This is a genomic window from Pseudaquabacterium rugosum, assembly GCF_038066575.1.
Lineage (GTDB): Bacteria > Pseudomonadota > Gammaproteobacteria > Burkholderiales > Burkholderiaceae_C > Pseudaquabacterium > Pseudaquabacterium rugosum.
The window spans coordinates 198,131-221,802 of sequence record NZ_JBBUTF010000006.1; the positions used below are offsets into that span (position 1 = coordinate 198,131).

At 69.1% G+C, this 23,672-nt stretch carries 21 protein-coding genes; 12 read left to right on the plus strand and 9 right to left on the minus strand.

The window, feature by feature from the left end; genetic code table 11:
• Positions 1-24: 24 nt before the first annotated feature.
• From AACH11_RS08230 to AACH11_RS08240, 3 genes are all read left to right on the plus strand, one after another.
• The gene (locus AACH11_RS08230) at positions 25-810 is read left to right on the plus strand and encodes an SDR family NAD(P)-dependent oxidoreductase (RefSeq protein ID WP_341373732.1); all 786 of its coding nucleotides are present in this window, start codon (positions 25-27) and stop codon (positions 808-810) included.
• A 161-nt stretch (positions 811-971) separates the two neighbouring features.
• Positions 972-1,805 carry a substrate-binding periplasmic protein gene (locus tag AACH11_RS08235; RefSeq protein ID WP_341373733.1) on the plus strand — a complete coding sequence of 278 codons (834 nt, stop codon included), beginning with the start codon at positions 972-974 and terminating at the stop codon, positions 1,803-1,805.
• A gap of 101 nt (positions 1,806-1,906) precedes the next feature.
• Positions 1,907-2,923 carry a 4-hydroxyproline epimerase gene (locus AACH11_RS08240; protein ID WP_341373734.1) on the plus strand — a complete coding sequence of 339 codons (1,017 nt, stop codon included), beginning with the start codon at positions 1,907-1,909 and terminating at the stop codon, positions 2,921-2,923.
• Between the two features lie 85 nt (positions 2,924-3,008).
• Here AACH11_RS08240 and AACH11_RS08245 read toward each other — a convergent pair whose 3' ends face one another.
• Positions 3,009-3,965 (minus strand): LysR family transcriptional regulator, encoded by a 957-nt coding sequence (locus AACH11_RS08245; protein WP_341373735.1) that lies wholly within the window; start codon positions 3,963-3,965, stop codon positions 3,009-3,011.
• Between the two features lie 101 nt (positions 3,966-4,066).
• Between AACH11_RS08245 and AACH11_RS08250 the strand changes: the two genes are divergently transcribed.
• A complete protein-coding gene (locus AACH11_RS08250) occupies positions 4,067-4,558 on the plus strand; it encodes a GNAT family N-acetyltransferase (protein WP_341373736.1) in 492 nt (163 codons plus the stop codon).
• A 67-nt stretch (positions 4,559-4,625) separates the two neighbouring features.
• Here AACH11_RS08250 and AACH11_RS08255 read toward each other — a convergent pair whose 3' ends face one another.
• The 7 genes from AACH11_RS08255 to AACH11_RS08285 form a co-directional block, all read right to left on the minus strand.
• Positions 4,626-5,969 (minus strand): type II toxin-antitoxin system HipA family toxin, encoded by a 1,344-nt coding sequence (locus tag AACH11_RS08255; protein WP_341373737.1) that lies wholly within the window; start codon positions 5,967-5,969, stop codon positions 4,626-4,628.
• 2 nt (positions 5,970-5,971) lie between these two features.
• A complete protein-coding gene (locus AACH11_RS08260; RefSeq protein ID WP_341373738.1) occupies positions 5,972-6,262 on the minus strand; it encodes a helix-turn-helix domain-containing protein in 291 nt (96 codons plus the stop codon).
• Positions 6,263-6,412: 150 nt separating this feature from the next.
• On the minus strand, positions 6,413-7,711 hold the full coding sequence (locus tag AACH11_RS08265) for a Glu/Leu/Phe/Val family dehydrogenase (protein ID WP_341373739.1): 1,299 nt from the start codon (positions 7,709-7,711) through the stop codon (positions 6,413-6,415).
• 12 nt (positions 7,712-7,723) lie between these two features.
• A complete protein-coding gene (locus AACH11_RS08270) occupies positions 7,724-8,845 on the minus strand; it encodes a tyramine oxidase subunit B (RefSeq protein WP_341373740.1) in 1,122 nt (373 codons plus the stop codon).
• Positions 8,846-8,900: 55 nt separating this feature from the next.
• Positions 8,901-10,193 (minus strand): phosphopyruvate hydratase, encoded by a 1,293-nt coding sequence (gene eno / locus AACH11_RS08275; protein ID WP_341373741.1) that lies wholly within the window; start codon positions 10,191-10,193, stop codon positions 8,901-8,903.
• Positions 10,190-11,614 carry a glycerate kinase type-2 family protein gene (locus AACH11_RS08280; RefSeq protein WP_341373742.1) on the minus strand — a complete coding sequence of 475 codons (1,425 nt, stop codon included), beginning with the start codon at positions 11,612-11,614 and terminating at the stop codon, positions 10,190-10,192. The genes eno and AACH11_RS08280 overlap by 4 nt, the downstream gene beginning before the upstream one ends.
• 39 nt (positions 11,615-11,653) lie before the next feature.
• Entirely contained in the window at positions 11,654-12,124 is a 471-nt protein-coding gene (locus AACH11_RS08285) for a RidA family protein (RefSeq protein ID WP_341373743.1), read from the minus strand.
• Between the two features lie 253 nt (positions 12,125-12,377).
• Between AACH11_RS08285 and AACH11_RS08290 the strand changes: the two genes are divergently transcribed.
• Entirely contained in the window at positions 12,378-13,148 is a 771-nt protein-coding gene (locus AACH11_RS08290) for a GntR family transcriptional regulator (protein WP_341373744.1), read from the plus strand.
• A gap of 22 nt (positions 13,149-13,170) precedes the next feature.
• Here the strand turns inward: AACH11_RS08290 and mdeB are convergent, their stop codons facing one another.
• Positions 13,171-15,912 (minus strand): alpha-ketoglutarate dehydrogenase, encoded by a 2,742-nt coding sequence (gene mdeB / locus AACH11_RS08295; RefSeq protein WP_341373745.1) that lies wholly within the window; start codon positions 15,910-15,912, stop codon positions 13,171-13,173.
• Between the two features lie 289 nt (positions 15,913-16,201).
• On the opposite strand from mdeB, the gene AACH11_RS08300 reads away from it, so the two are divergent.
• From AACH11_RS08300 to AACH11_RS08330, 7 genes are all read left to right on the plus strand, one after another.
• Positions 16,202-17,509 carry an ABC transporter substrate-binding protein gene (locus AACH11_RS08300; RefSeq protein WP_341373746.1) on the plus strand — a complete coding sequence of 436 codons (1,308 nt, stop codon included), beginning with the start codon at positions 16,202-16,204 and terminating at the stop codon, positions 17,507-17,509.
• An 87-nt stretch (positions 17,510-17,596) separates the two neighbouring features.
• Positions 17,597-18,457, plus strand: coding sequence for a carbohydrate ABC transporter permease (locus AACH11_RS08305; protein ID WP_341373747.1), 861 nt, complete (start codon positions 17,597-17,599; stop codon positions 18,455-18,457).
• A 12-nt stretch (positions 18,458-18,469) separates the two neighbouring features.
• Positions 18,470-19,300 carry a carbohydrate ABC transporter permease gene (locus AACH11_RS08310; protein ID WP_341373748.1) on the plus strand — a complete coding sequence of 277 codons (831 nt, stop codon included), beginning with the start codon at positions 18,470-18,472 and terminating at the stop codon, positions 19,298-19,300.
• A gap of 186 nt (positions 19,301-19,486) precedes the next feature.
• Positions 19,487-20,527: an ABC transporter ATP-binding protein gene (locus AACH11_RS08315; RefSeq protein WP_341373749.1), complete on the plus strand. Its 1,041-nt coding sequence runs from the start codon at positions 19,487-19,489 to the stop codon at positions 20,525-20,527.
• A gap of 37 nt (positions 20,528-20,564) precedes the next feature.
• The gene (locus tag AACH11_RS08320; RefSeq protein WP_341373750.1) at positions 20,565-21,389 is read left to right on the plus strand and encodes an L-iditol 2-dehydrogenase; all 825 of its coding nucleotides are present in this window, start codon (positions 20,565-20,567) and stop codon (positions 21,387-21,389) included.
• 22 nt (positions 21,390-21,411) lie between these two features.
• Positions 21,412-22,383, plus strand: a complete 972-nt coding sequence (locus AACH11_RS08325) for a tagatose kinase (RefSeq protein WP_341373751.1) — start codon at positions 21,412-21,414, stop codon at positions 22,381-22,383.
• Positions 22,380-23,669: a D-tagatose-bisphosphate aldolase, class II, non-catalytic subunit gene (locus AACH11_RS08330; protein WP_341373752.1), complete on the plus strand. Its 1,290-nt coding sequence runs from the start codon at positions 22,380-22,382 to the stop codon at positions 23,667-23,669. Before AACH11_RS08325 ends, AACH11_RS08330 begins: the two co-directional genes overlap by 4 nt.
• Positions 23,670-23,672 lie beyond the last annotated feature (3 nt).

Here is a 23,672-nt window from a genome sequence, read left to right on the forward strand (position 1 = left end):
GGCGGCCCCACTGCAAGGAACATCATGAGCAACACCCCACGCCTGGCCGTGGTCACGGGCGGCGCCAGCGGCATCGGCGAAGCCGCGGTGCGCCGCCTGGCCGGCGACGGCTGCGCCGTGGTCATCGTCGACCTCAATGACGAACGGGGCACGGCCATCGAGGCCGAGCTCCGCAGTTCGGGCGTCAGCGCCCATTTCCACCGCGTCGACGTGTCACAGGAAGCCGCCGTGGAGGCCTTCGTGGCCGAGGTGCTGACGTGCCACGGCACGCCCGACATCCTGGTCAACTCCGGCGGCATCCTGCAGAACGCGGTGCGCGTGCTGCAGGCCGACGTGAAGGAGGTTGACCGGCTCTACGAGGTCAATGTGCGTGGCACGCTGCTGATGTCCAAGGCCATCGGCCGGGCCATGTGCGAGGCCGGCCGCGGCGCCATCGTCAACCTGTGCTCGCTGACCACCTTCCGCGCCTCGGCGCAGATCGGCTACGCCCTGTCGAAGGTCGGCGTGAAGACGCTGACCGAGGTGATGGCCGCCGAATGCGGCGCCCAGGGCGTGCGCGTCAATGCCGTGGCCCCGGGCTACACGCTGACGCCGGCCATGCAGGCCCGCATCGACAGCGGCCAGCGTGATCCGCAGGCGGTCTACCGCCAGTCGGCGCTGCCGCGCTTCGTGCAGCCGGCCGAGGTGGCCGCCGCCATCGCCTTCCTGTGCTCGGACCAGGCCGCCGCCATCACCGGCGTGGTCCTGCCCATCGACTGTGGCTGGCTGGCGCGTTCGGCCTACCTGGCCTATGCCTCGCAACCGGATTGATCTTCAACATGCCGGCGCACCGGCGGGGAGGGGCATCGTGCAGAGGAGGGGATCAGACCGGTAGCGCAGGGCTCCGGCGTGGAAGCGGTGGGCGCCGACCGGTGCGCACCGATGGTCAGATGAAGTGCTTGTCTTGAAAACATTCCATTGAGGTTCGATCAATGTCCGCAGTTTCGAAGTTCATGCAACGCGCCATCCTCGGCGCTGCCACCGTCACCACCCTGCTGATGGCCACCCAGGTCCAGGCCCAGAACGCCACCACCTGGCAGGACGTGCGCAAGGCCGGCGTCCTGCGCTGTGGCTTCGCCGCCTCGCCGCCCTGGACCATCCACGATCCCAAGACCGATTCCCACGACGGCCTGTTCGCCGACCTGTGCCGCAACTTCGGCGAGAAGGTGCTGAAGGTCAAGGTCGAGTTCGTCAACACCACCTGGGACAACATCGTCGCCGGCCTGCAGTCCAACAAGTGGGACCTGTCGCTGTCGCTGAACGACACGCCCGAGCGCCGCAAGGCGATCTCGTTCTCGCAGGGCGCAGTCGAGTACAGCGTCAACTTCGTCTACAACAAGAAGAACCCGAAGTTCAAGACCGTGCCCAAGAGCCTGGCCGACATCGACAAGCCGGGCGTCACGGTGGCGGTGATGTCGGGCACGGTGCAGGACAAGTCGGCGACCGCGGCACTGAAGAACGCGACCATCATGCGCCTGCCGGGCTTCGACGAGACCCGTCTGGCCCTGATGTCCAAGCGCGCGGACCTGCTGGCGGACGACACCGGCACCAACGCCCTGCTGCTGGCTGCCCAGCCGGACTGGGCGGTCGCGATGAACCCGGAGCCCAAGCTGGCGCCGCAGTGGATCGCCTTCGGCGTGCGCAAGGAGCAGCCCGAGGCCGATGTCGCCCAGTTCAACGCCTATCTGGCCGATCAGCTCAAGAGCGGCGAGGTCGATCGCCTGGTGAAGGCCGCGGTCAAGCTGTCGCTGAAGCAGACCCAGTAAGACGCTGATTCCTCGGGTCAGGCATCTCGCATGCAGCCCGCGCGGGCGCAGACAGGTTCTGCGCCCGCCACGCCTTCCATCGCAACGTTTCCACGACATCCATGGCTGAATTCACCTTCTCCTGCATCGAGGGCCACACCGAAGGCATGCCGGTGCGCATGGTGATCGGCGGCGCGCCCGATCTGGTCGGCGAGACCCTGAACGACCGGCGCCTGCATTTCACCGAACAGTTCGACTGGATGCGACGCTCCCTGGCGCTCGAACCGAGGGGCCACGGCCAGATGTCGGGCACCATGCTGTACCCGCCGCTGAACGACAACGCCGACTTCGCCCTGCTGTTCTGGGAGACCACCGGCAACCTGCCGATGTGCGGCCATGCCACCATCGGCTCGGTCACCTTCGCCATCGAGAGCGGCCTGGTCCAGCCCCGCACGCCCGGCACCGTGGTGGTGGACGTGCCCGCCGGCCAGGTGGTGGCCCGCTACACCCAGACGGCCAAGCGCGTGACATCAGTGCGCTTCACCAACGTGCCCAGCTTCCTGCTGCACAGGGACTTCGAACTGCAGCACCCTCAACTGGGCCGTCTGGTGGTCGACATCGCCTACGGCGGCAACTTCTACCCCATCGTCGAGGTGCAGGAGAACTTCCCCGGCGCCGAGCACTTCAGCACCGCCCAGCTGCTGGACATGGGCCGCACCGTGCAGCGCATCGTCAACGAGACGCTGGACGTGGTGCATCCCGACAACGCCAAGATCCGCGGCGTCAAGCACTGCATGTGGTCCGGCAAGCCCACGGCGGCCGACTCGCATGCCCGCGGCGTGGTCATCTCGGGCGACCAGATCGTCGACCGCTCACCCTGCGGTACCGGCACCTCGGCCCGCGTGGCCCAGCGCCATGCGCGCGGCCTGCTGAAGCCCGGCGAGATCTTCAAGCACGAGAGCATCATCGACAGCTTCTTCATCGGCCGCGTGGAAGACGTGACGCGCCTGAAGAGCGGTCTGGACGCCGTGCTGCCCAGCGTGGAAGGCCGTGCGTGGATCACCGGCCGTGGCGAGCACTACGTGGACGACACGCAGCCGTATGCGCACGGGTTCACGTTGGAGGAGTTCTCGCGCTGACGCGATCGCGGATGGGGCGGGGCGCGCCATCCCCATACCAGGTGCGGCCGCCCGGCGCCGCGCGTCCGGCGGGTGGCCACGCCCCTCATTTCGTCGATCTTGGGCGTGATCGCGCGAGCGGAGCGGCTTCGCCGCTGAGCACCGCTCTCAAGAGCTCACGCATCCAGCGATGCCACCCTGCATTCATGTGCCTGCTGTGGAAGCACGCGGTCGGGGTGTAGGTCGGTGAGGTGATCGGCAGCTCGTGGAGATCCACGCGGGCTGAGTCCGCCAGGCGCATCGCGGCCAGACGAGGCAAGGTGATGAGCAGGTCGGAGTGGCCGACGATGAACGGGGCGGCCATCACGCTGGGCAGTTCAACCGCGACGTCGCGCGTCAATGCCCGGGTGGCCAAGGCCGTATCGATGACGCTGCGCGTGCCTTTCCAGGGCCGGACGACGACATGCCGTTCCCGAAGATACGTCTCCAGGTCCAGCCTGGCGCCGATCCGGGGATGCCCCCTTCTCGCGGCGACGACATAGTCGGCGACAGGGCCCGTCAGGCAGGCCACACCGGCCGACGGCAGCTCCCCATCGTCCGAGAACCCCAGGAAAAAATGGGCGCCGGCCGCCAGGTCATCCAGCGCGTTGCCGCTCAGCGACGGGAGGACCTGGAGCCTGACCCCGGGCGCCAGTCGCTCCACCCGGGCGATCAGCTCTGGCAACAGGGCGAAGCTGGTGAAGTCGGTGGCCGCGAAGACAAAGGTCTGGGCCGAGGAGCCCGGGTCGAACGTTCTCGCATCGCCGATGTGGTCGGTCAGCAGCTGCAAGGCTTGCGCAATGCCGGCGGCCAGCGCCTCGGCCCGTGCCGTCGGGCGCATCACACTTCCATCCCGGACGAACAACTCGTCGCTCAAGGCGCCACGCAGCCGTGTCAGCGCATGACTGAACGCGGAGGCACTCATCGACAGGTCCGCGGCCGCGGTGACCACGCTCCCACACCGGTGGAGGGCCTCGAACACCAGGAGAAGATTGAGGTCCAGCCGGCGAAGATGGGCGTGCATGGTGTGCAGTATGCAATGAAGCAAATGCACGATATGCATGGCGCGCGTTGCGTAGCATGCGCCCGTTCACCACTCACCGGGCGCCCTGGCGCCTCTCGACGATGCCCGATCCGATCCATCGCCTTGCCGTACCCCAGGATGCCGAGCGCTGCTTCGAGATCGAAAGCACGGCCTACGAGGGCGATGAGGCCGCCACCTTGCCCAAGATCCGCAAACGCATTGCCGAGTATCCGGCGGGCTTCCTGGTGATGGAGCTGGATGGCCGGGTCATCGGCTTCATCAACAGCGGATGTGCGGACACCGTTGTCCTGTCCGACGAGGCGTTCAAGGAGCTCGTCGGGCACGATCCCGCGGCGCCGAACGTCGTCATCATGTCGGTCGTCATCGATCCGGCCTTCCAGGGGCGAGGCCATGCCGGCACGTTGATGCGGCACTTCGTCGCCCAGATGCGGCAGGCTGGAAAGAAGACCATCCACCTGATGTGCAAGGAGCGTCACGTCGGGCTGTATGCCCGCCAAGGCTTCCGTTATGTGAAGCCCTCCGACTCCGATCACGGCGGCATGGCATGGCACGACATGGTGATGCCGCTCTGATGCCACGGGTCCATCACCACGGCCCGACCTGCCCGCCGTGTGCGTCCGCGTGGCAGGCCGGGGCGGATCAGGCCGTCTGACCCAGCAACTGCGCCGTCCGCCGCAGCCCCTTGAAGACGGTCGTCGCCACCCGTTCCGGATAGCCGGCAGGCAGTCGGGCGGTGACGGCGGTGATGGCGTGCTCCAGGCTGTTCAGCACGTCCTCGATGACATCCTCCGCACTGTCGCGCTGGAAGAACCGGGCAGCTGTGGCGTTGAAGTGGCGGCGCTGGACGTCCTTGAACCGGTCATGCCGGTTCTTGCCGTGCAGCGCCATGGCCAGCCTGGCCTTGTGCCAGGAGAACTGAGCGGCGCCCTTGCCTTCCACGGGCCAGATCGACATCACGTCGTACAGCGGCGTGAGCGCGTAACGGCCGCGCGGCAGGATGCGCAGGCTGAAGTTCTTGGCGTGGCCGTCCGGGGCCGCCATCATCCAGAACAGCAGCTGCGACTTGAGAAAGGTCTTGAGGTCGGCCTCCGCATTCACCGAGCCGGCGAGCACCCGGGTGATGTCGGCGATGCCGGGCCCGCCATCCGATTCGTACTTGCGGTGCGGCGCCGTGCCGGTGGCCTGGCAGAAGTCCTCCTGCGGAAGCCGCAGCAGCCAGGTGCCGGACGAGTGCAACTGCCGGTCGAAGCGCTCGACCGCGAGCACCTTCTGCCCGCCGAACTGCAGCATGGCGGTCCGGGCCACCGGCAGGCCCAGCTCGCGCAGCAGCTCCATGCACAGCCACTCGTTTTCCACCGAGGAGCCGAAATCAGCCTGGCGCGCGCCGATGAGCCCCATGGGCAGCTTCAGGATGTGCGTGGTGGGCGTGGCGCCGTGGGGGCGCATCCACTGGCCCTGGTGCCACAGCAGCGCCGTCTTTTCCTGCGCACCGGCCAGCGAGAGGCGGAAGTTGTCGTCATCGTCCATCCCCGGGGGCGTGCCTGGGCCTGCGCCCTGGCCGGTTGCCAGCAGCAGCAACGCCTCCACCTCGTTCTCGGTCAGCGCCGCGCCCTCGATGCGCTGCACGTTGATCGGCGACTCGTCAGCCCCCAGGAGCTGGATGGCACCCACGCAATCGCGGCCGACGGCCTGCAGCAGGTCGAAGGCCTCCAGCGTGTCGGTCTTGAACCGGGTGGCCAGGCGCCTGCGGATCGGTTCGCTGTCGGGCAGCAGGTTCTCGAAGTAGTGACTGACCGGAGCACCGCGCAAGGCCTGTGCGCCCGTGAAGGGCAGCGACAGCGACAAGGGCCGCCCGGCATCGGAGGCCATCCACTGCGCGTCATAGACGAACGCCATGTCACCGCGCGCGGGCAGCGTCCAGGTACCCACCCGCTCACCGTTGGCCCAGACGGAGAGTGCACGGGTGCGAGTGGGGCGGCCCATGCTCACCACTCCTGCTTGTCAGTGGTCGGCGAGCCCTCCGCCCCGCCAGCACCATCACCGCGGGCCGCCTGCTCGCCGCCCCGCGGCTGCACCTGCAATTCCATACCCAGCGCGGCCAGAACGGCCAGAAGCTGGTCAACCCGCATCGTGCCCGGATCGGTCTCCAACTCGGACAGGCGGTTCTGGCTGAGGCCCAGCCGGGCGGCCAGATCCTTCTGGCTGAGCTTGGCGGCTTTGCGCGTAGCGCGAAGGACCTGGCCCACCTGGCTGGGCACGGAGAGCAGTTGCTTCATGGCTGGGGCGGCAGAGTGGCACGATCGCCAATGCACGACACATGCATCGTATCGGCTTTGGCGATATCTTGATTTGATCGCCATCAGCGATAAAGACATATTATCGCCCTTGGCGATAATATCCTGACCGCCGCTCAGCCCCGGCCTCACTCAGGGATAGATCCCCCGCTCCGCCCGCGCCATCAGGATGCGCTCACACGCCACGATGAAGGTGGCGGTGCGCAGGCTGACCCGGTGCTGGGCTGCCGTGTTCCAGATGTGCACGAAGGCTTCGCGCATGATCTTTTCCAGGCGGGCGTTGATCTCGTCCTCGGTCCAGAAGAAGCTGGAGAAGTCCTGCACCCACTCGAAGTAGCTCACGGTCACGCCGCCGGCGTTGCAGATCACGTCGGGCACCACCATCACGCCGCGCTCGGCCAGCACGTCGTCTGCACCTGACAGCGTGGGGCCGTTGGCGCCTTCCAGCACCAGCTTGGCGCGGATGCGGCGGGCGCGGGCCTCGTCGATCTGGCCTTCCAGGGCGGCCGGGATCAGGATGTCGACATCGGCGTCCCAGAAGCGCTCGTTGTCCACCCGCTCGGCGCCCGGCAGCTTGGCGTAGCCGGCGATGCCCCCTTCACGCTGCACGATGGCCAGGGCCTGCTCGATGTTGAAGCCCTCGGGCGCAAACACCGTGCCGGTGTGGTCTTGCACGGCCACCACCACGCTGCCGGCATGCGTGAACAGCTCGGCCGCCGTGCCGCCCACATTGCCCAAACCCTGCACGGCCACGCGGGCGCCTACGATGTCCAGGCCGATGCGGCGCGCGGCCTCGGTGCCGGTGACGAACACGCCGCGGCCGGTGGCCTTGACGCGGCCCAGGCTGCCACCCAGATGCACCGGCTTGCCGGTGACCACGCCGGTGGCGGTGGCGCCGGTGTTCATCGAGTAGGTGTCCATCATCCAGGCCATGATCTGCCCGTTGGTGTTCACGTCCGGCGCCGGGATGTCGCGCTGTGGCCCGATGATGACGCCGATCTCGCTGGTGTAGCGGCGGGTCATGCGCTCCAGCTCGCCCTGCGACAACTGCTTGGGATCGACGCGGATGCCGCCCTTGGCGCCGCCGAAGGGCAGGCCCACGGCGGCGGTCTTGATCGTCATCCAGGCCGACAGCGCCATCACCTCGTCGAGCGTGACCTGCGGATGAAAGCGGATGCCGCCCTTACCCGGCCCGCGCGACAGGCTGTGCTGCACGCGATAGCCCTCGAAGTGCCGCACGCTGCCATCGTCCATCTCGATCGGCACGTCGACGATCAGCGTGCGCTTGGGGCGCTTGAGCGAGTCGATCCACTTCGACAGGTGGCCCAGGTACGGTGTGACCCGGTCCACCTGCTTGAGGTAGGTGGACCAGGCGCTGTCGGCGTCTTGGCCCACGTACGACAGCGCATCGGCGGCGGGGAGTTGTTCCATCGTCATGGTGTGTCAGCCTTGCGCGGGCTGGTCCCAGAGGTTCAGGCTCTGGCCGATGCCCTTCTCGCGGGCGGTCTGCAGCACCTCGAAGCCCCAGCTGATGTCGAACACCGACATGCCGCAGGCGATGAAGATCACGCGGTCGCTGGGGCTGGTGCGGCCTTGCTTCACGCCGTTGACCACGTCGCCCAGGCCGGTGGAGTCCTTCAGCGCCGGCAGCTTGCCCGCGTCAATCAGGCGATAGAGCGGACCGCCGATCACGCTGCTGTAGTAGCCGTCCTTGTTGCCGGAGGCGATGGCGTCTTCCACGTAGTTCTCGTGCAGCGGCGTGTGGTCGTAGACGATGCGGCAGTTGGTGAGGAACGCGTCCTCGGGCTGCACCGGGCCCGACACCAGCAGCGTGGCGCCGGGCTTGATCCACTCGTCCTTGAAGGTCAGCGGCTTGCCGCGCGACACGCAGAGGGTGATGACATCCATGTCGCGGAAAGCCGCTTCGGCATCGACCGTGCCGATGGCGGCAATGCCGTGGCTGTCCCGGACCCAGTCAGCAAAGGCGTCGGCCTGCTCCTGGTGCAACGCCAGGCACACCACCTTCTCGATGGCCGGCAGCTGCGTGATGATGGCCTCGAAACAGGCCTTGTTGATCGGGCCGCAGCCCACCACCGACAGGGTCTTGGAGTTCTTGTTGGCCAGGTGCTTGGCCGCGGCACCCGGCACGGCGCCGGTGCGCGCCGCGCTCAGCAGGTTGGCCGACATCAGGGCCAGCGGCGCGCCGGTGTCCTTGTCGTTGAGCATCATGGTCAGGATGGAGCGCGGCAGGCCCTTCGGGATGTTGCCGTGGTTCGACCCGTACCACTTGTTGCCGCACACATCGAAGCGGCCGCCCAGGTAGCCGGGCATGGCGGCAAAGCGGCGGTCGGGGCCGGCCACCGGCATGTTGGGGAACTTCGTTTCCTTGGGGAACACGATGTTCATGCCGTGGCTGTTGTGGTTGGCGCCGCCCATCAGGTAGTCGCCCTTGCCCAGCAGGCTGAAGGTTTCCTCGCACACCTCGACGCAGCGGGCGGCGTCCATCACGCCGGCGGCAATCATGTCGGGCTCGGACAGGTAGGTGAAATCGATCTTGGTGCTCATGGTCTGGGGTCCTCGGTCGTGATGTTGGGGTCGTGGGATCCGTGCCGCGCAGCCCTCAGGCAAAGCGCAACAGCGGCCGGATGTCGTGGAGCCGGCAGCCGGGGTACTGCGCGCTGGCGCGCATCAGGAAATTGAGCTTCTCGATGCGCTCGCCCGAGCGCGGCGCGCCGTTCTTCTGGAACGGCACCTGCAGGCCCACCGAGAGGTCCATCACCACGTCGTCCACCACGCCGCCTGAGCGGCCCGAGGGCACGGCGATCAACTGGTGGCTGTTTGCAAAGGCGTAGGCGTCCAGCGCCTCGGTGATGGTGCCCACCTGGTTGGGCTTGAGCACGAAGCCGTGCACGGCCTTCATCGTGTGCGCCTTCTCCAGGAAGGCCAGCTTCGTGACCGTGAGGTCATCGCCCAGGATCAGCGTGCGCGGGATGGCCTTGACCGCGGTCTGGTAGCCGTCCCAGTCGTTCTCATCCAGCAGGTCTTCGATGAAGACCATGGGGTACTTCTCGGTCAGCTGGCGCGCGTAGTCGATCAGCTGGGCGCTGCTGACGCGCTGGCCCTTGAGCAGGTAGGTGCGCGTGGCGGCGTCGTAGAACTCACTCGATGCGCAGTCCAACGCGAAAGCGACGCGTCCGCTCAGGCCGCATTGATCGATGGCGCGCTGCATCAGGTCCAGCAACACCTCGGGGTCATCCGACGGCGCGGCATAGCCATACGAGCTGGCCACCTCGGGCTTCTTGCCGGTGTGGGCGGTGATCACCTCACTGAGCTTGTGGAAGATGGCCACGGCCATTTCCACCGCGTGGTCCACGGTGTCGGTGCCATAGGGCACGATCAGGAATTCATTGAACGCCTGCGTGTGGCCCGCGTACTTGCCGCCGTTGATGACGTTGAAGCACGGCACCGGCACGGTGGCGATGGGGCCGCCGGCCAGGTGCTCATACAGCGGGATGCGCCGCGCATCGGCCGCCGCGCGAAACACCGCGATGGATGCCGAGTAGATCGCGTTGCCACCCAGGCGGCGCTTGTCGGGCGTGCCGTCCAGCTCGATCATGCGCTGGTCAATGCCGCGCTGGTCAAACACGTTCAGGCCAGTGATGGCCTGGGCGATGTCCTCGTTCACATGGCGCACGGCCTTGTGAACGCTCAGGCCCTGGTAGCTGCTGGGGTCGCCATCGCGCAGCACATAGGCCTCGTGCATGCCCACCGAGGTGCCGGTGGGCGCCGCACCGCGGCCCACCGCGCCGCTGGCGGTGCGCACCACCACCTCCACCGCCGGGCGGCACTTGCAGTCAATGATCTGCTGGGCGCGCACCGAGACGATGGCGTCGTTCTGCGTGGGCGTGCTCACTTGGCGGCCCCTTCCAGCACCGGCACGAGGGCTGGGACATAAAGGATGTTCAGGTCACACAGGTTGGTGCCCGTGTTGCCGGTGAACACCGTGGCGCCTATGGCGTCCAGCGCCTCGAAGCAGCTGTGCTCGCGCAGCGCCTGGTGCAGGTTGATGCCCTTGGCGGTGGCGGCCTTCAGGCTGGTGGAATCGGTGATGCCACCGGCCACGCGGGTGGTGCCGTCGGTGCCCTCGCTGTCGATGGACAGCAGGCAGGCGCCCGGCGCCTTGGCCGCAGCAATGGCAAAGCTGGCCGCCATCTCCTGGCCGGGGCCGCCATGGCCCTTGATGACGGCGTTGTCCTCGATCAGCGTGGTGACCTCGCCCGCGCTCAGCAGCACGCAGGGCGGCTTGATCGGGTTGCCGTAGGCCTGGATCTCGCGCGCCAGTGAGGCCATGAAGGTGCCCGCATCGCGGCTCTCACCTTCCAGGAAGGACGTGAGCACCAGCGCCGGCAGGCCCAGCGCCTCACAGGCCTGCTTGGCATAGCTGCACGAATCGGGCAGCGTGTTCAGCAGGAAGTAGGTGTTGTTGGGAAAGGCCTTGGGCGTCTCGGCCTCTGGGCCGGCGTTGCGCAGGTAGCTCACCACGCGCTGGGGCAGCCGGTCGGCCAGGTTGAAGTTGACGATCACCGCGCGGGCGTCGTCCAGCGTGGTGGCATCGGGGCCGATGGGCGTGCTCTTGTAGGCTGTGTACGGCACACCGATGTCGCCGGTGGCCGGCGTGGCCACCGCGTCGCTGATGCCGATGCCGATCAGCTCGGCGCCCACATCCTGGATGCGCTGGGCCAGCATGCCGCCGTTCAGCGCCGAGATGTGACGGCGCACCGCGTTCACCTCGTAGATGCCGGCGCCGGATTTCAGCAGCACATCGGTGGCGTCAATCTCGTCCTGCAGCGTGATGCCCTCGCGCGGGCAAGACATCAGCGCCGAGCTGCCGCCGCTGATGACCACGATGAACAGGTCTTCAGGCCCCGCCTGCTCGACCACGCGGATGATCTCCTGCGAGGCGCGGTGGCCTTCTGCATTGGGCAGCGGATGGCCGCCCACAAAGACCTCGGTCTTGTTGAAGCGGTCAGACGCCTCAGGGACCTTGACGATGGCGATGCCGCGCGTGAGCCGGTCACCCAGCACATGGTCCACCGCCATGGCCATGTGGTTGCAGGCCTTGCCGGCGCCAAACAGGTAGATGTTGCGCTTCTCGCGCAGGTTCCAGTGGCGCTGGCCGATGTGCAGCACATCGCCTTCCAGCCGCATGATGCTCTTGATGCGTTCGTAGCTGTCCAGCCGCTGCAGCGTGGCGTCAGCGATGTCGAGCACCAGCTGGCGCGAGGCGGCGTGGCCGGCGTCGATGATCTGCGGGGCGTTGCGTATCTTCTTCATGAGGGGACTCCGGTCAGGGGCCGAGGCGCGTGCGGCCGCTCAGGCGGCCGGGTCGATCTCGAACAGGGCCTCGATCTCGACGGCCAGGTTGCGCGGCAGCGAGTTGCAGCCCACGGCCACGCGCACATGGCGGCCGGCCTCGCCCATCACCTGGCCGATCAGGTCGGACGCGCCGTTGATCACCTTCGGATGCTGGTCAAAGTCAGGGGCCGCGTTGACGAAGCCGCCCAGGCGGATGCACGAGCGCAGGCGCTGCAGATCGCCGCCGAGTGCCGCCTTGGCCTGCGCCAGGATGTTGATCGCGCACAGGCGTGCGGCGTCCTGTGCCTGCTCCAGCGTGATGCCGGCGCCCACCTTGCCGGTGTGGAAGTCCTGGCCATTGATGGCCGGCACCTGACCGGAGATGTAGAGGAAGGGGCCGACGATGCGGGCCGGCACGAAGTTGCCGCCCGGCACGGGCGGACGGGGCAGGTCGATGCCGAGCTGGCTCAGCGTCTGTTCGATGGTCATCGGGTGGGCGCGTCTGCGGCCGCGGACAGGGCGCGCATGCCCTGCAGGCCGATCGGTGATTCGGTGACGCCACCGGGGCGGCGTCGCGCTGCGGTGGGACGAAGGTCCTGGCGCGCCGTCATCTTCGCCGATTGTCGACAATTATGTCCAGGGGTCTTTTGCAGAATCGTCGACAATGATGGTCAGGCCGTCGGGGCGCGTCCGTCAGAATCCGTACCGCGCCGCGGGGTCGGTGCGCACAGGAGAGAACTGGATGACGTCGCTGGGAATCGCTCCCGTCAGCAAGAAGCCGATCGAAGCGCAGGCTGCCGATGCCCTGCGCGACGCGATCGTGGAGGGCCGGATCGCGCCGGGCAGCCGCATCACCGAGACCCAGCTGGCCGCCGAGATGGACCTCTCTCGGGCGACGGTGCGCGCGGCGCTGCACCAGCTGCTGCAGGAGGGGCTGACCGTGCTCATCCCCTACACGGGCTGGACCGTCGTCGCGCTGAGTGCCGACGATGTGTGGGAGCTCTACAGCCTGCGTTCGGCGCTGGAGCGGCTGGCCGCCGGCGTGCTGGCCGTCCATCCGCAGGCCCAGCGCCGCCAGCGCTTCGGCGTGGCTTTCGAGGCGCTGGTGCAGGCCTGCGCCCAGGGGCAGGCGGCCCGCATCGCGCAGGCCGACTTCGCGCTGCACAAGGCGCTGATCGACCAGTGCGGCAACGGCCGGCTGCGGACGCAGTACGAGACCATCGAGCGCCAGATCCGCCTGTGCATCGGCTCCAGCGATGCGCTGGTCGAGAGCCCGGCCGCCATCCTGGAGCAGCACCGCCCGCTGGCCGAGGCTGTGCTGGCCGGTGACGCCGCGCGGGCCGCCGAGCTGGCCGAGGCCCACAACCTGACCGAGGGCGCCAAGCTGCGCGAGCACTTCGCCCGCCAGCAGCCGGTGGCCGAGCCGGCGCTGCGGGCCAGCCGCGGCAGCACCCGGCTGCGCAACCAGAAGCGCCGGGCGCCGGCCGCCGCGGTGGGCGACGAGGTGTCCTGAGGCCGCGCGCCGCAGCGCGTCCTCAGACGGTCCAGGCCGCCGGCGCCTCCGCCGTGATGCCGTGGCGGGCGATGGCCGCGGCGCAGTCCTCGGCGCGGGCCTGACCACGCGCGCGCAGCGCGGTCAGTGCCGCCAGCACGATGTGGCCGCGGTCGACCTCGAAGAAGCGGCGCAGCTCGGCGCGGGTGTCGCTGCGGCCGAAGCCGTCGGTGCCGAGGGCGGTGAAGGGCGCGCGCAGGTGCACGCCGCTGAGCTGCGGCCAGGCGCGCACGTAGTCGCTGGCGGCGATCACCGGGGCGTCGCCGTCCAGGCAGCGCGCGAGGTGGCTGCGGCGCGGCTCGGCCGCCGGGTGCAGGCGGTTCCAGCGCTCGGTCTCGCGGGCGTCGCGGTCGAGCTCGGCATGGCTGGTGGCGCTCCAGACCTCGGCCGTCACGCCCCAGTGCGCGGCCAGCTCCTGGCCGGCGGCGATCACCTCACGCAGGATGGCCCCGCTGCCGACGAGGCGCACGCGGGGCGCCTGCGCGGCCATAGTCTCACGCGCCTCAGGATCGGCGTCAGGCCCGTAGGCCGCCCAGCGGTAGAGCCCACGCACCAGATCGGCCTCGCAGCCCGCCGGCAGGCTGGGGTGCTCGTGGCTCTCGTTGACCAGCGTCAGGTAGTGGAAGACGTCCTCCTGGTCCTCCAGCATCTGGCGCATGCCATGGTCGAGGATGACGGCCACCTCACCGGCGAAGCAAGGGTCCCAGGCGCGGCAGTTGGGCACGGCCGCGGCCTGCAGCAGGCTGGAGCCGTCCTGGTGCTGCAGGCCCTCGCCGCCGAGCGTGGTGCGCCCGGCAGTCGCGCCCAGCAGGAAGCCGCGGGCGCGCTGGTCGGCGGCGGCCCAGATCAGGTCGCCGATGCGCTGGAAGCCGAACATCGCGTAGTAGATGTAGAACGGCAGCATCGGCAGCCCGTGCACCGCGTGGCTGGTGGCCGCGGCCGTCCAGCTGCTGATGGCACCGGCCTCGCTGATGCCTTCCTCCAGGATCTGGCCGTCGGTGGCCTCGCGGTAGCTCATCATCGAGCCGATGTCCTCGGGCTCGTAGTGCTGGCCGTTGAAGGCGTAGATGCCGATCTGGCGGAACAGGTTGGCCATGCCGAAGGTGCGCGCCTCGTCGGCCACGATGGGCACGATGCGCGGGCCCAGCACCGGGTCCTTCAGCAAGCCGGTCAGCAGGCGCACGAAGGCCATGGTGGTGCTCATCACCTTGCCCTCGGCCGCGGTGGCGAACTGGCCGTAGCCGGCCAGCGGCGGCACGGGCAGGCGCTCGGTGCCGGCCGCGCGCTGCGGCACGCTGCCGCCGAGGGCGGCACGGCGCGCGTGCAGATGGCGCATCTCGGGGCTGTCGGCTTCCGGGCGCAGGAAGGCCAGGCCCGCGGCCTGCTCGTCGCTCAGCGGCAGCGCGAAGCGGTCACGGAAGGCCAGCAGGTCCTCGCGTTCGAGCTTCTTCTGCTGGTGCGTGGTCATGCGGCCCTGGCCGGCCTGGCCCATGCCGTAGCCCTTCTTGGTCTGCGCCAGGATCACCACCGGCTGGCCGCGGGTGTGGATGGCCGCGTGGTAGGCGGCGTGGATCTTGACCAGATCATGGCCGCCGCGCTTGAGGCGGTCGATCTGCTCGTCGCTCAGGCCCTCGACGAGGGCGGCCAGCGCCGGATCCTGGCCGAAGAAGTGCTGGCGGTTGTAACGTCCATCCTTGGCGGCAAAGGTCTGCAGCTGGCCATCGACGGTGCGGGCGAAGGCCCGGGCCAGCGCGTCGGTGGTGTCGCGTGCGAACAGCCCGTCCCAGTCCGAGCCCCAGACCAGCTTGATCACCCGCCAGCCCGCACCGGCGAACAGCGTCTCCAGCTCGTCGATGATGCGGCCGTTGCCGCGCACCGGGCCGTCCAGCCGCTGCAGATTGCAGTTGACCACCCACACCAGGTTGTCCAGGCCCTCGCGCGCGGCCAGGGTCAGCGCGCTCATGCTCTCGGGCTCGTCCATCTCGCCGTCGCCGAACACGCCCCAGACCCGGCGCCCGGCCGTCTGCAGCAACCCGCGGTGCTGCAGATAACGCATGAAGCGCGCCTGGTAGATCGAGCTGATCGGCCCCAGCCCCATCGAGCCGGTCGGGAACTGCCAGAAGTCCGGCATCAGCCAGGGATGCGGATAGCTGGACAGGCCGCGCGCGCCCTGGCGCGGGCCGGCCAGCTCCTGCCGGTAGTGGGCCAGATCGGCCTCGCTCAGCCGGCCTTCGAGGAAGGCGCGGGCATAGACCCCGGGCGCCGAGTGCGGCTGGTAGAACACCAGATCGCTGCGCGGTGCCGGCCCGCCGCGGAAGAAGTGGTTGAAGCCGACCTCGAACAGATCGGCCGCACTCGCATAACTGGCGATGTGGCCGCCCAGCTCGCCATGCGCCTGGTTGGCCCGCACCACCATCGCCAGCGCGTTCCAGCGCATCAGCGAGGCCAGGCGCTCCTCCAGCGCCAGATCGCCCGGAAACGGCGGCTGCTGCCCGACCGGGATGGTGTTGACGTAGGGGCTGCCGAGCGCCGGCTGCCAGCCGATGGCCGGGCCGCGCGCCTCGGCGGCCAGCAGGTCCAGCAGCTCGCGCACGCGCTGCGGCCCGGCCGCCGCGCACAGCGAGGCCAGCGCATCGCGCCATTCGGCGGTCTCCTGCGGATCGCTGTCGGGCAGGCGGTGCGGGGCGGGATCGGGCGGGGTCAGGGGGGTGGACAGGTCGGTCATGGCGGGGGCTCCTGAGCGACCACTCTAGGCCGCTGCGTGCGGCAGATTCAGCTGGATGTGCTGGTCTGTTGGAGGTGGTTCGGAATGACGTGCCGTGAATCCGGAGATCGACGGCTGAATCTTCCGCGGACCGGCAGGGCATCCGTCTGCCCCGTGGAAACCCCCGGGCGGCCGCGGCGAAAAAGTACAAGCAAACGGCGAGGACCGATCGGCCCGCGACAGGGCGCTCCACAGAATTCCGTCTCACCGATGAGACCCGCATCGGATCCGACATTTCCAGGAGACATCCATGAATCGCCCTACCGCGATCGCCTGTGTTTGCGCGTTGCTGTCCTGCGGCGCCGCACAGGCCGCCACCGAGATCGTCATCGCCACGGTGAACAACCGGCAGATGATCGAGATGCAGAAGCTCACCCCGGTCTTCGAGAAGGCCAACCCCGAGATCAAGGTGAAGTGGGTGACGCTGGAGGAGACGGTGCTGCGTCAGCGTCTGACGACGGACATCGCCACCCAGGGTGGCCAGTTCGACATCATGACGATCGGCATGTACGAGACCCCGCTGTGGGCCAAGCGCGGCTGGCTCAAGCCCTTCCAGCCGGATGCCGCCTACGACATCGACGACCTGCTGCCCGGCATCCGTGGCGGCATGTCGCACGAGGGCAAGCTGTACTCGGCGCCGTTCTACGGCGAGAGCTCGTTCACCATGTACCGCAGTGATCTGGCCAAGGCCGCCGGCATCACGCTGCCCGAGCAGCCCACCTACCAGGACATCGCGCACTTCGCGGCCAAGGTGCATGACCCGGCCAAGGGCCTCTACGGGATCTGCCTGCGTGGCAAGCCGAGCTGGGGCGAGAACATGGCCTTCCTGACCACGCTGGTCAACGTGCACGGCGGCCAGTGGTTCGACATGGGCTGGAAGCCGCAGGTCGACAGCAAGCCCTGGCATGACGCCATCGGCTTCTATGTCGATCTGATGAAGAAGTACGGCCCGCCCGGAGCCTCGGCCAACGGCTTCAACGAGAACCTGACCCTCATGTCGGCCGGCAAGTGCGGCATGTGGATCGACGCCACCAGCGCGGCCGGCTCGCTGTCGGATCCGAAGTTCAGCAAGGTGGCCGACACGATCGCCTTCGTGCGCGCACCGATCGCCGTCACCCACAAGGGCGCGGGCTTCTCGTGGTCCTGGGGGCTGGCGATCCCCTCCAGCACGAAGAAGGAGGCCGCGGCGCAGAAGTTCATCAACTGGGCCACGTCCAAGGACTACGTGAAGCTGGTGGCCGAGACCGACGGCTGGATCGTGGTGCCCACCGGCAACCGCAAGTCCACCTACGCCTATCCGGAGTTCCAGAAGGTGTCGAAGTTCGGCGCGATGGAGCTCAAGGCGATCGAGGCGGTCGACGTCAGGGATGCCACGCTGCCCAAGTCGCCGTACCAGGGCGTGCAGTTCGCGGCGATTCCCGAGTTCCAGGCCATCGGCACCGAGGTCGGCCAGCAGATCAGCGCGGCCCTGGCCGGCAAGACCCGTGTGGCCGATGCGCTGAAGGCCGGCCAGCGCCTGGCCGAGCGCGAGATGAAGAAGGCCGGCTACACCCGCTGATGAATCGGGCTGCGGGCACCGGCGGCCCGCAGCCGCCGGTCGAGCCGCCGCTTGCCTGCTGCACGCACTCGCCTGCGTGATCCTCCGATGACCCGTCTGCTTCCCCGTGCGCTCATGGCGCCCGCGGTGGTCACGCTCTTCCTGTGGATGATCGTGCCACTGTGCATGACGCTGTACTTCAGCGTCATCCAGTTCAACCTCCTGCAGCCCGACCAGCGTGCGTTCGTCGGTCTGGAGAACTTCCTCTACTTCGCCACCGATCCGTCGTTCACCACGGCGGTGCTCAACACCCTGCTGCTGCTGGGCAGCGTGATCGGGATCACCGTCGTCGGTGGCACCGCGATCGCCTTGCTGACCCACGAGCCGTTCGCCGGCCGCGGCATCGTGCGCGTGCTGCTGATCTCGCCCTTCTTCGTCATGCCCACGGTCAACGCGCTGCTGTGGAAGAACATGATGATGAATCCGATCTACGGCGTGCTGGCCCAGGTGTGGCAGGCCTTCGGTGCCGCCCCGGTCGACTGGCTGACCGACCATCCGCTGGCCTCGGTCGTGGTGATGGTGAGCTGGCAGTGGTTGCCCTTCGCCACGCTGATCCTGATGACCGCGCTGCAGAGCCTGGATCGCGAGCAGATGGAGGCCGCGCGCATGGACGGTGCCCGCTGGCTGCAGCAGCAGCGCCACCTGGTGCTGCCGCACCTGGCACGGCCGATCACGGTGGTGGTGATGATCGAGATGATCTTCCTGCTGAGCGTGTTCGCCGAGATCCACACCACCACCGGCGGCGGGCCGGGTGATGCCAGCACCAACGTGGCCTACCTGATCTTCAAGCAGGCCTTGCTGAAGTTCGATGCCGGCGTGGCCTCGGCCGGAGCGCTGTTCGCGGTGGTGCTGGCCAACATCGCGGCGGTCTTCCTGATCCGCATGGCCGGCAACAGCCTGGAGCGCTGAGGCGAGACGATCATGACCCTGTCCCGAACCCTGATCGTGCTGCACGCCGTGCGCACGCTGGCCGCCTGGGCGGTGGCCCTGCTGCTGTTCTTCCCGCTGGGCTGGATGCTGCTGACGGCCTTCAAGACCGAGCTGCAGGCGATCGCGGTGCCGCCGGTGCTGCTGTTTCCCCCCACGCTGGAGAACTTCCACGAGATCCACGTGCGCAGCGACTACCTGCTGTATGCACGCAACTCGGTGATCACCAGCGTGGCCTCGACGCTGCTGGGCCTGCTGATCGCCGCCCCCGCCGCCTACGCGATGGCCTTCTTCCGCAGCCGCCGGACCCAGGACGTGCTGATGTGGATGCTGTCGACCAAGATGATGCCGGCCGTCGGCGCGCTGGTGCCGGTCTATGTGCTGGCCCAGTCCTCGGGTCTGCTGGACACGCGCACCGGCCTGGTCATCGTCTTCACGCTCAGCAACCTGCCGATCATGGTGTGGATGCTGTATGCCGGTCTGCGCGAGATCCCGCCGGAGATCCTGGAGGCCGCGCGCATGGACGGCGCCACGCTGTGGCAGGAGGCGCGCCGCGTGCTGCTGCCGCTGTCGATGGGCAGTCTGGCCTCGACCAGCCTGCTCTGCCTGGTGCTCAGCTGGAACGAGGCCTTCTGGAGCCTGAACCTGAGCAGTGCCCATGCCGGCACGTTGACCACGCTGATCGCCACCTATTCGAGCCCCGAGGGCCTGTTCTGGGCCCGGCTGTCGGCGGCCTCGCTGCTGGCCATCGCCCCCATCGTCGTCTTCGGCTGGTTCAGCCAGAAGCAGCTGGTGCAGGGACTCACGTTCGGTGCGGTGAAGTAGCCCTCCCCCTACGCGCTTCGCGCGCCAAGGATCAGGCCCTCCCCCCTACGCGCTTCGCGCGCCCCCTCAAGGGGGCACCGCTGGCGGCCCGGCAGAGCCGGTTCCGCGGCGGTCGCTGGCTTCGGTCGGTGGCTGCGCGACGGGTACGTGACTGTCGGCAATGTCTGAATTCAAGAGGTTTTCATCATGGCTTACCTTCAACTAAAGGGTATCGAGAAGTTCTTCGGTGGCCACCGTGCGATCAAGGGCGTGGACCTGACGATCGAGCGCGGCGAGTTCGTCGTCTTCGTCGGGCCGTCGGGCTGCGGCAAGTCCACGCTGCTGCGGCTGATCGCGGGGCTGGAGTCGACCGACGGCGGCTCGTTGGTGCTCGATGCACGCGACATCACCCAGGCGCCGTCGTCCAAGCGCGATCTGGCGATGGTGTTCCAGAGCTATGCGCTGTACCCGCACATGAGCGTCCACCAGAACATGAGCTTCGCGCTGCAGCTGGCCAAGGAGGACCCGGCCATCGTGCGGCAGAAGGTCGAGCGCGCCGCGTCCATCCTCAACCTCGGCAGCTACCTGGAGCGCACGCCGCGGGCCCTGTCCGGCGGCCAGCGCCAGCGGGTGGCCATCGGCCGCGCCATCGTGCGGGCGCCCAAGGTCTTCCTGTTCGACGAACCGCTGTCCAACCTGGATGCCGCGCTGCGCGGCCAGACCCGGGTCGAGATCGCCAAGCTGCACCGCGAGCTGGGCGCCACCACGATCTACGTCACCCACGACCAGGTCGAGGCGATGACGCTGGCCGACCGCATCGTCGTGCTGCGTGACGGTCAGATCGAGCAGGTGGGCTCGCCGCTGGAGCTCTATGACCGCCCGGCCAACCAGTTCGTCGCCCAGTTCATCGGCTCGCCGCAGATGAACGTGGTGGCGGCCGACCAGTGGGCCGCCGTCTGGCGCCCGCAGGCTCCGGCCGCGGCCCGCGACGGCGCGATGGGCCTGCGCCCCGAAGCGGTGTCCGTCGTCGCCCCCGGCCTGCATCCGGTCGAGGCCCGCATCGAGCTGGTCGAGGCGCTGGGCGCCGAGACGCTGATCTATGCCCGCACCGTCGATGGCGCCGCGCTGGTCGCCCGCCAGAGCGCGCGCTGCGCCTGGCATGCCGGCGATGCCGTGTCGCTGAGCGTCGACCTGGCCCAGGCGCACTGGTTCGATGCGGCCGGCCGCACCGTGCGGACCGTCCACTGATCCCCTGTCCCATCCCCTTGCCCACAGGACCCGCCCCATGTCCGATCTGAGCCCTGCCGCCGTTCCGGCGGCCCCTTCCTTCGACCGCCTGCGCGGCCACCATGCGCTGCTGACCGGCGTGGCCGGTGGCATCGGCCTGTCGGTGCTGGCCGCCTATCTGCGTGAAGGCGCGTGCTGTAGCGCGGCGGATCTGGGCCGCCAGCCCTCTGCCGGTCTGCAGGCCCTGCTGGCGCAGTACCCCGCGCAGCTGCACTACCTGCCCACCGATGTCACCCGTCAGGACAGCATCGACGCGCTGGTGGTCGCGGCCCGTGCGCGCTTCGGCGCCGTGACCGTGCTGTTCAACAACGCCGCCACCTTCACCGCCGGTCCGCTGCTGGAGCAGACGCGCGAGGACTACGACCGGGTCTTCGACGTCAACGTGAGGGGCCTGTTCTTCGTCATGCAGGCCGTGCTGCGCCAGATGGTGGCCGATGGCGTGAAGGGCCGTGTCATCAACATGGCCTCGCAGGCCGGCCGCCGGGGCGAGGCGCTGGTGGCCCACTACTGCGCCACCAAGGCCGCCGTCATCAGCTACACCCAGAGCGCGGCGCTGGCGATGGCGCCGCACGGCATCCGCGTCAACGGCATCGCGCCGGGCGTGATCGACACGCCGATGTGGACCCAGGTCGACGCACTGTTCGCGCGACATGAGGGGCTGGCCCTCGGCGAGAAGAAGCGCCAGGTGGGGATGGCCGTGCCACTGGGCCGCATGGGCGACCCGGCCGATCTGGACGGCGCCGCGGTCTTCCTGGCCAGCGAAGAATCCCGCTACATCACCGCCCAGACGCTCAATGTCGACGGCGGCAACTGGATGAGCTGACCGCGGCCGGAGCCAGACACCCATGCCACGCATCCTCACCCTCGGCGAGATCGTCGTCGAGATCATGGCCCGCGACGTCGGCCAGAGCCTGGGCGCGCCCGGCGTGCTGCTCGGCCCCTATCCGAGCGGCGCCCCGGCCATCTTCATCGACCAGGTCGCCCGGCTGGGCGTGCCGGCGGCCCTCGTCGGCTGCGTCGGCGATGATGCCTTCGGTCGCCTGGTCACCGCGCGCCTGGCGGCCGACGGCGTCGATGTCTCGGCCGTGGCCGTGCTGCCCGACGCGACCACCGGCGCGGCCTTCGTCACCTACCGCGGCGATGGGGGCCGGGACTTCGTCTTCCACATCGCCGACAGTGCCAGCGGCCGGCTGGGGGCGGCCCAGCTGAGCCCGCAGGCGCTGCAGGGCTGCACCCATCTGCACGTGATGGGCTCGTCGCTGTTCGCGCCCGGCATCGTCGAGGCCGCGCTGCGCGCCGTCGCCCAGGTGCGCGCGGCCGGCGGCACGGTGTCCTTCGATCCCAACCTGCGCCAGGAGATGCTCGCGCGAGCCGGCCTGAAGGCGGCGCTGCGCCAGGTACTGGCCCAGACCGACATCTTCCTGCCCAGCGGCGATGAGCTGACGCTGCTGGTCGATGCCGAGGACGAGGCCACCGCACTGCAGCGCCTGCAGGCGCTGGGCGTGCGCGAGGTGGTGATCAAGCGCGGCGCGGCGGGCGCCAGTTGCATCCACGCGGGTGGCCGCAGCGATGTCGCGCCGCTGGCGGTCGAGGAGATCGACCCGACCGGCGCCGGCGACTGCTTCGGCGGCGCCTACGTGGCCTGCCGACTGCTCGGCCATCCGCCCGAAGAGGCGCTGCGCTGGGCGAATGCGGCGGGCGCGCGCGCCGTCACCCGGCGCGGCCCGATGGAGGGCGCATCGACCTTCACCGAACTGGCGGCCCTGCTGGGCCGCGTGCCGGCCCCCGCGGCCGCCCCTCAGGAGTGCCGCCCATGAGCGCCGATGCCTTCTGGTCCGATCTCATCCAGCGCCGCGCCAGCGGGCGTGCGCGCGGCATCTGGTCGGTCTGTTCCGCCCATCCGCTGGTCATCGAGGCGGCGCTGCGCCAGGCGCTGGCCGACGGCGGTCCGGCGCTGATCGAGGCCACCTGCAACCAGGTCAACCCGCAGGGCGGCTACACCGGCCTGCAACCGGCCGATTTCGTCGGCTTCGTGCGTGGCATCGCCGGGGCGGTGGGCTTTCCGGTCGAGCGCCTGATCCTCGGCGGCGACCACCTGGGGCCCAATCCCTGGCGCGACCGCCCCGCCGCCGAGGCCATGGCCCTGGCCGACGCCATGGTGCAGGCCTATGCCGAGGCCGGCTTCACCAAGCTGCACCTGGACGCCAGCATGGCCTGCGCGGACGACCCGCCCGTGGTGCCCGACACGGTGATCGCCGAGCGGGCGGCCCGCCTGTGCGCCGCGGCCGAGCGGGTGGCGCCGGGCCGTTGCGTCTACGTCGTCGGCACCGAGGTGCCGGTGCCCGGCGGTGCCGCGGAGTCGCTGGACCACCTGCAGGTCACCACGCCGGCCTCCGCCCGCCGCACGCTGGACCTGCACCGCACTGCCTGGACGGCGCGCGGACTGGACGCCGCCTGGCCGCGCGTCATCGCGCTGGTGGTGCAGCCCGGCGTGGAGTTCGACCACACCCGCATCATCGACTACCGGCCCGAAGCCGCGCAGGCGCTCTCGGCCTGCCTGCCGGATCTGGGCGCGCATGTGTTCGAGGCCCATTCGACCGACTACCAGACGCCGGCGGCACTCGCCCGCCTGGTGCGCGACGGCTTCGCCATCCTGAAGGTGGGCCCGGGGCTGACCTTCGCGCTGCGCGAGGCGCTGTACGCGCTGGAGCTGATCGAGCGGGAACTGCTGCCGCCGGCCCTGTGCAGCCAGCTGCGCCTGAGCGTCGAGCGTGACATGCTGCTGGCGCCGGACGACTGGGCGCGCTACTACGCCGGCGATGCGCCGCAGCAGCAGGTGCTGCGGGCCTTCAGCTACAGCGACCGCGTGCGATATTACTGGGGCAAGCCCGCCATCGCCGCCGCCCAGGCGCGGCTGCTGGCCAACCTGGAGGGCCGCGACATGCCCGAGAACCTCGTCAGCCAGTACCTGCCGCAGCAGTATGACGCCCATCGTCAGGGGCTGATCGCCCTCGCGGCCCGGGCGCTGCTGCTGGACAAGGTGCAGGCCGCCCTGCGTCCCTATGCGCGGGCCTGCGGGGCCGGCGCGGACGGTGAGGCCTGACGG

Coding starts and splice junctions, on each gene's coding strand:
- AACH11_RS08230 (WP_341373732.1), top strand. CDS start 25: ATGAGCAACACCCCACGCCTGGCCGTGGTCACGGGCGGCGCCAGCGGC.
- AACH11_RS08235 (WP_341373733.1), top strand. CDS start 972: ATGTCCGCAGTTTCGAAGTTCATGCAACGCGCCATCCTCGGCGCTGCC.
- AACH11_RS08240 (WP_341373734.1), top strand. CDS start 1,907: ATGGCTGAATTCACCTTCTCCTGCATCGAGGGCCACACCGAAGGCATG.
- AACH11_RS08245 (WP_341373735.1), bottom strand. CDS start 3,965: ATGCACGCCCATCTTCGCCGGCTGGACCTCAATCTTCTCCTGGTGTTC.
- AACH11_RS08250 (WP_341373736.1), top strand. CDS start 4,067: ATGCCCGATCCGATCCATCGCCTTGCCGTACCCCAGGATGCCGAGCGC.
- AACH11_RS08255 (WP_341373737.1), bottom strand. CDS start 5,969: ATGGGCCGCCCCACTCGCACCCGTGCACTCTCCGTCTGGGCCAACGGT.
- AACH11_RS08260 (WP_341373738.1), bottom strand. CDS start 6,262: ATGAAGCAACTGCTCTCCGTGCCCAGCCAGGTGGGCCAGGTCCTTCGC.
- AACH11_RS08265 (WP_341373739.1), bottom strand. CDS start 7,711: ATGGAACAACTCCCCGCCGCCGATGCGCTGTCGTACGTGGGCCAAGAC.
- AACH11_RS08270 (WP_341373740.1), bottom strand. CDS start 8,845: ATGAGCACCAAGATCGATTTCACCTACCTGTCCGAGCCCGACATGATT.
- AACH11_RS08280 (WP_341373742.1), bottom strand. CDS start 11,614: ATGAAGAAGATACGCAACGCCCCGCAGATCATCGACGCCGGCCACGCC.
- AACH11_RS08285 (WP_341373743.1), bottom strand. CDS start 12,124: ATGACCATCGAACAGACGCTGAGCCAGCTCGGCATCGACCTGCCCCGT.
- AACH11_RS08290 (WP_341373744.1), top strand. CDS start 12,378: ATGACGTCGCTGGGAATCGCTCCCGTCAGCAAGAAGCCGATCGAAGCG.
- mdeB (WP_341373745.1), bottom strand. CDS start 15,912: ATGACCGACCTGTCCACCCCCCTGACCCCGCCCGATCCCGCCCCGCAC.
- AACH11_RS08300 (WP_341373746.1), top strand. CDS start 16,202: ATGAATCGCCCTACCGCGATCGCCTGTGTTTGCGCGTTGCTGTCCTGC.
- AACH11_RS08305 (WP_341373747.1), top strand. CDS start 17,597: ATGACCCGTCTGCTTCCCCGTGCGCTCATGGCGCCCGCGGTGGTCACG.
- AACH11_RS08310 (WP_341373748.1), top strand. CDS start 18,470: ATGACCCTGTCCCGAACCCTGATCGTGCTGCACGCCGTGCGCACGCTG.
- AACH11_RS08315 (WP_341373749.1), top strand. CDS start 19,487: ATGGCTTACCTTCAACTAAAGGGTATCGAGAAGTTCTTCGGTGGCCAC.
- AACH11_RS08320 (WP_341373750.1), top strand. CDS start 20,565: ATGTCCGATCTGAGCCCTGCCGCCGTTCCGGCGGCCCCTTCCTTCGAC.
- AACH11_RS08325 (WP_341373751.1), top strand. CDS start 21,412: ATGCCACGCATCCTCACCCTCGGCGAGATCGTCGTCGAGATCATGGCC.
- AACH11_RS08330 (WP_341373752.1), top strand. CDS start 22,380: ATGAGCGCCGATGCCTTCTGGTCCGATCTCATCCAGCGCCGCGCCAGC.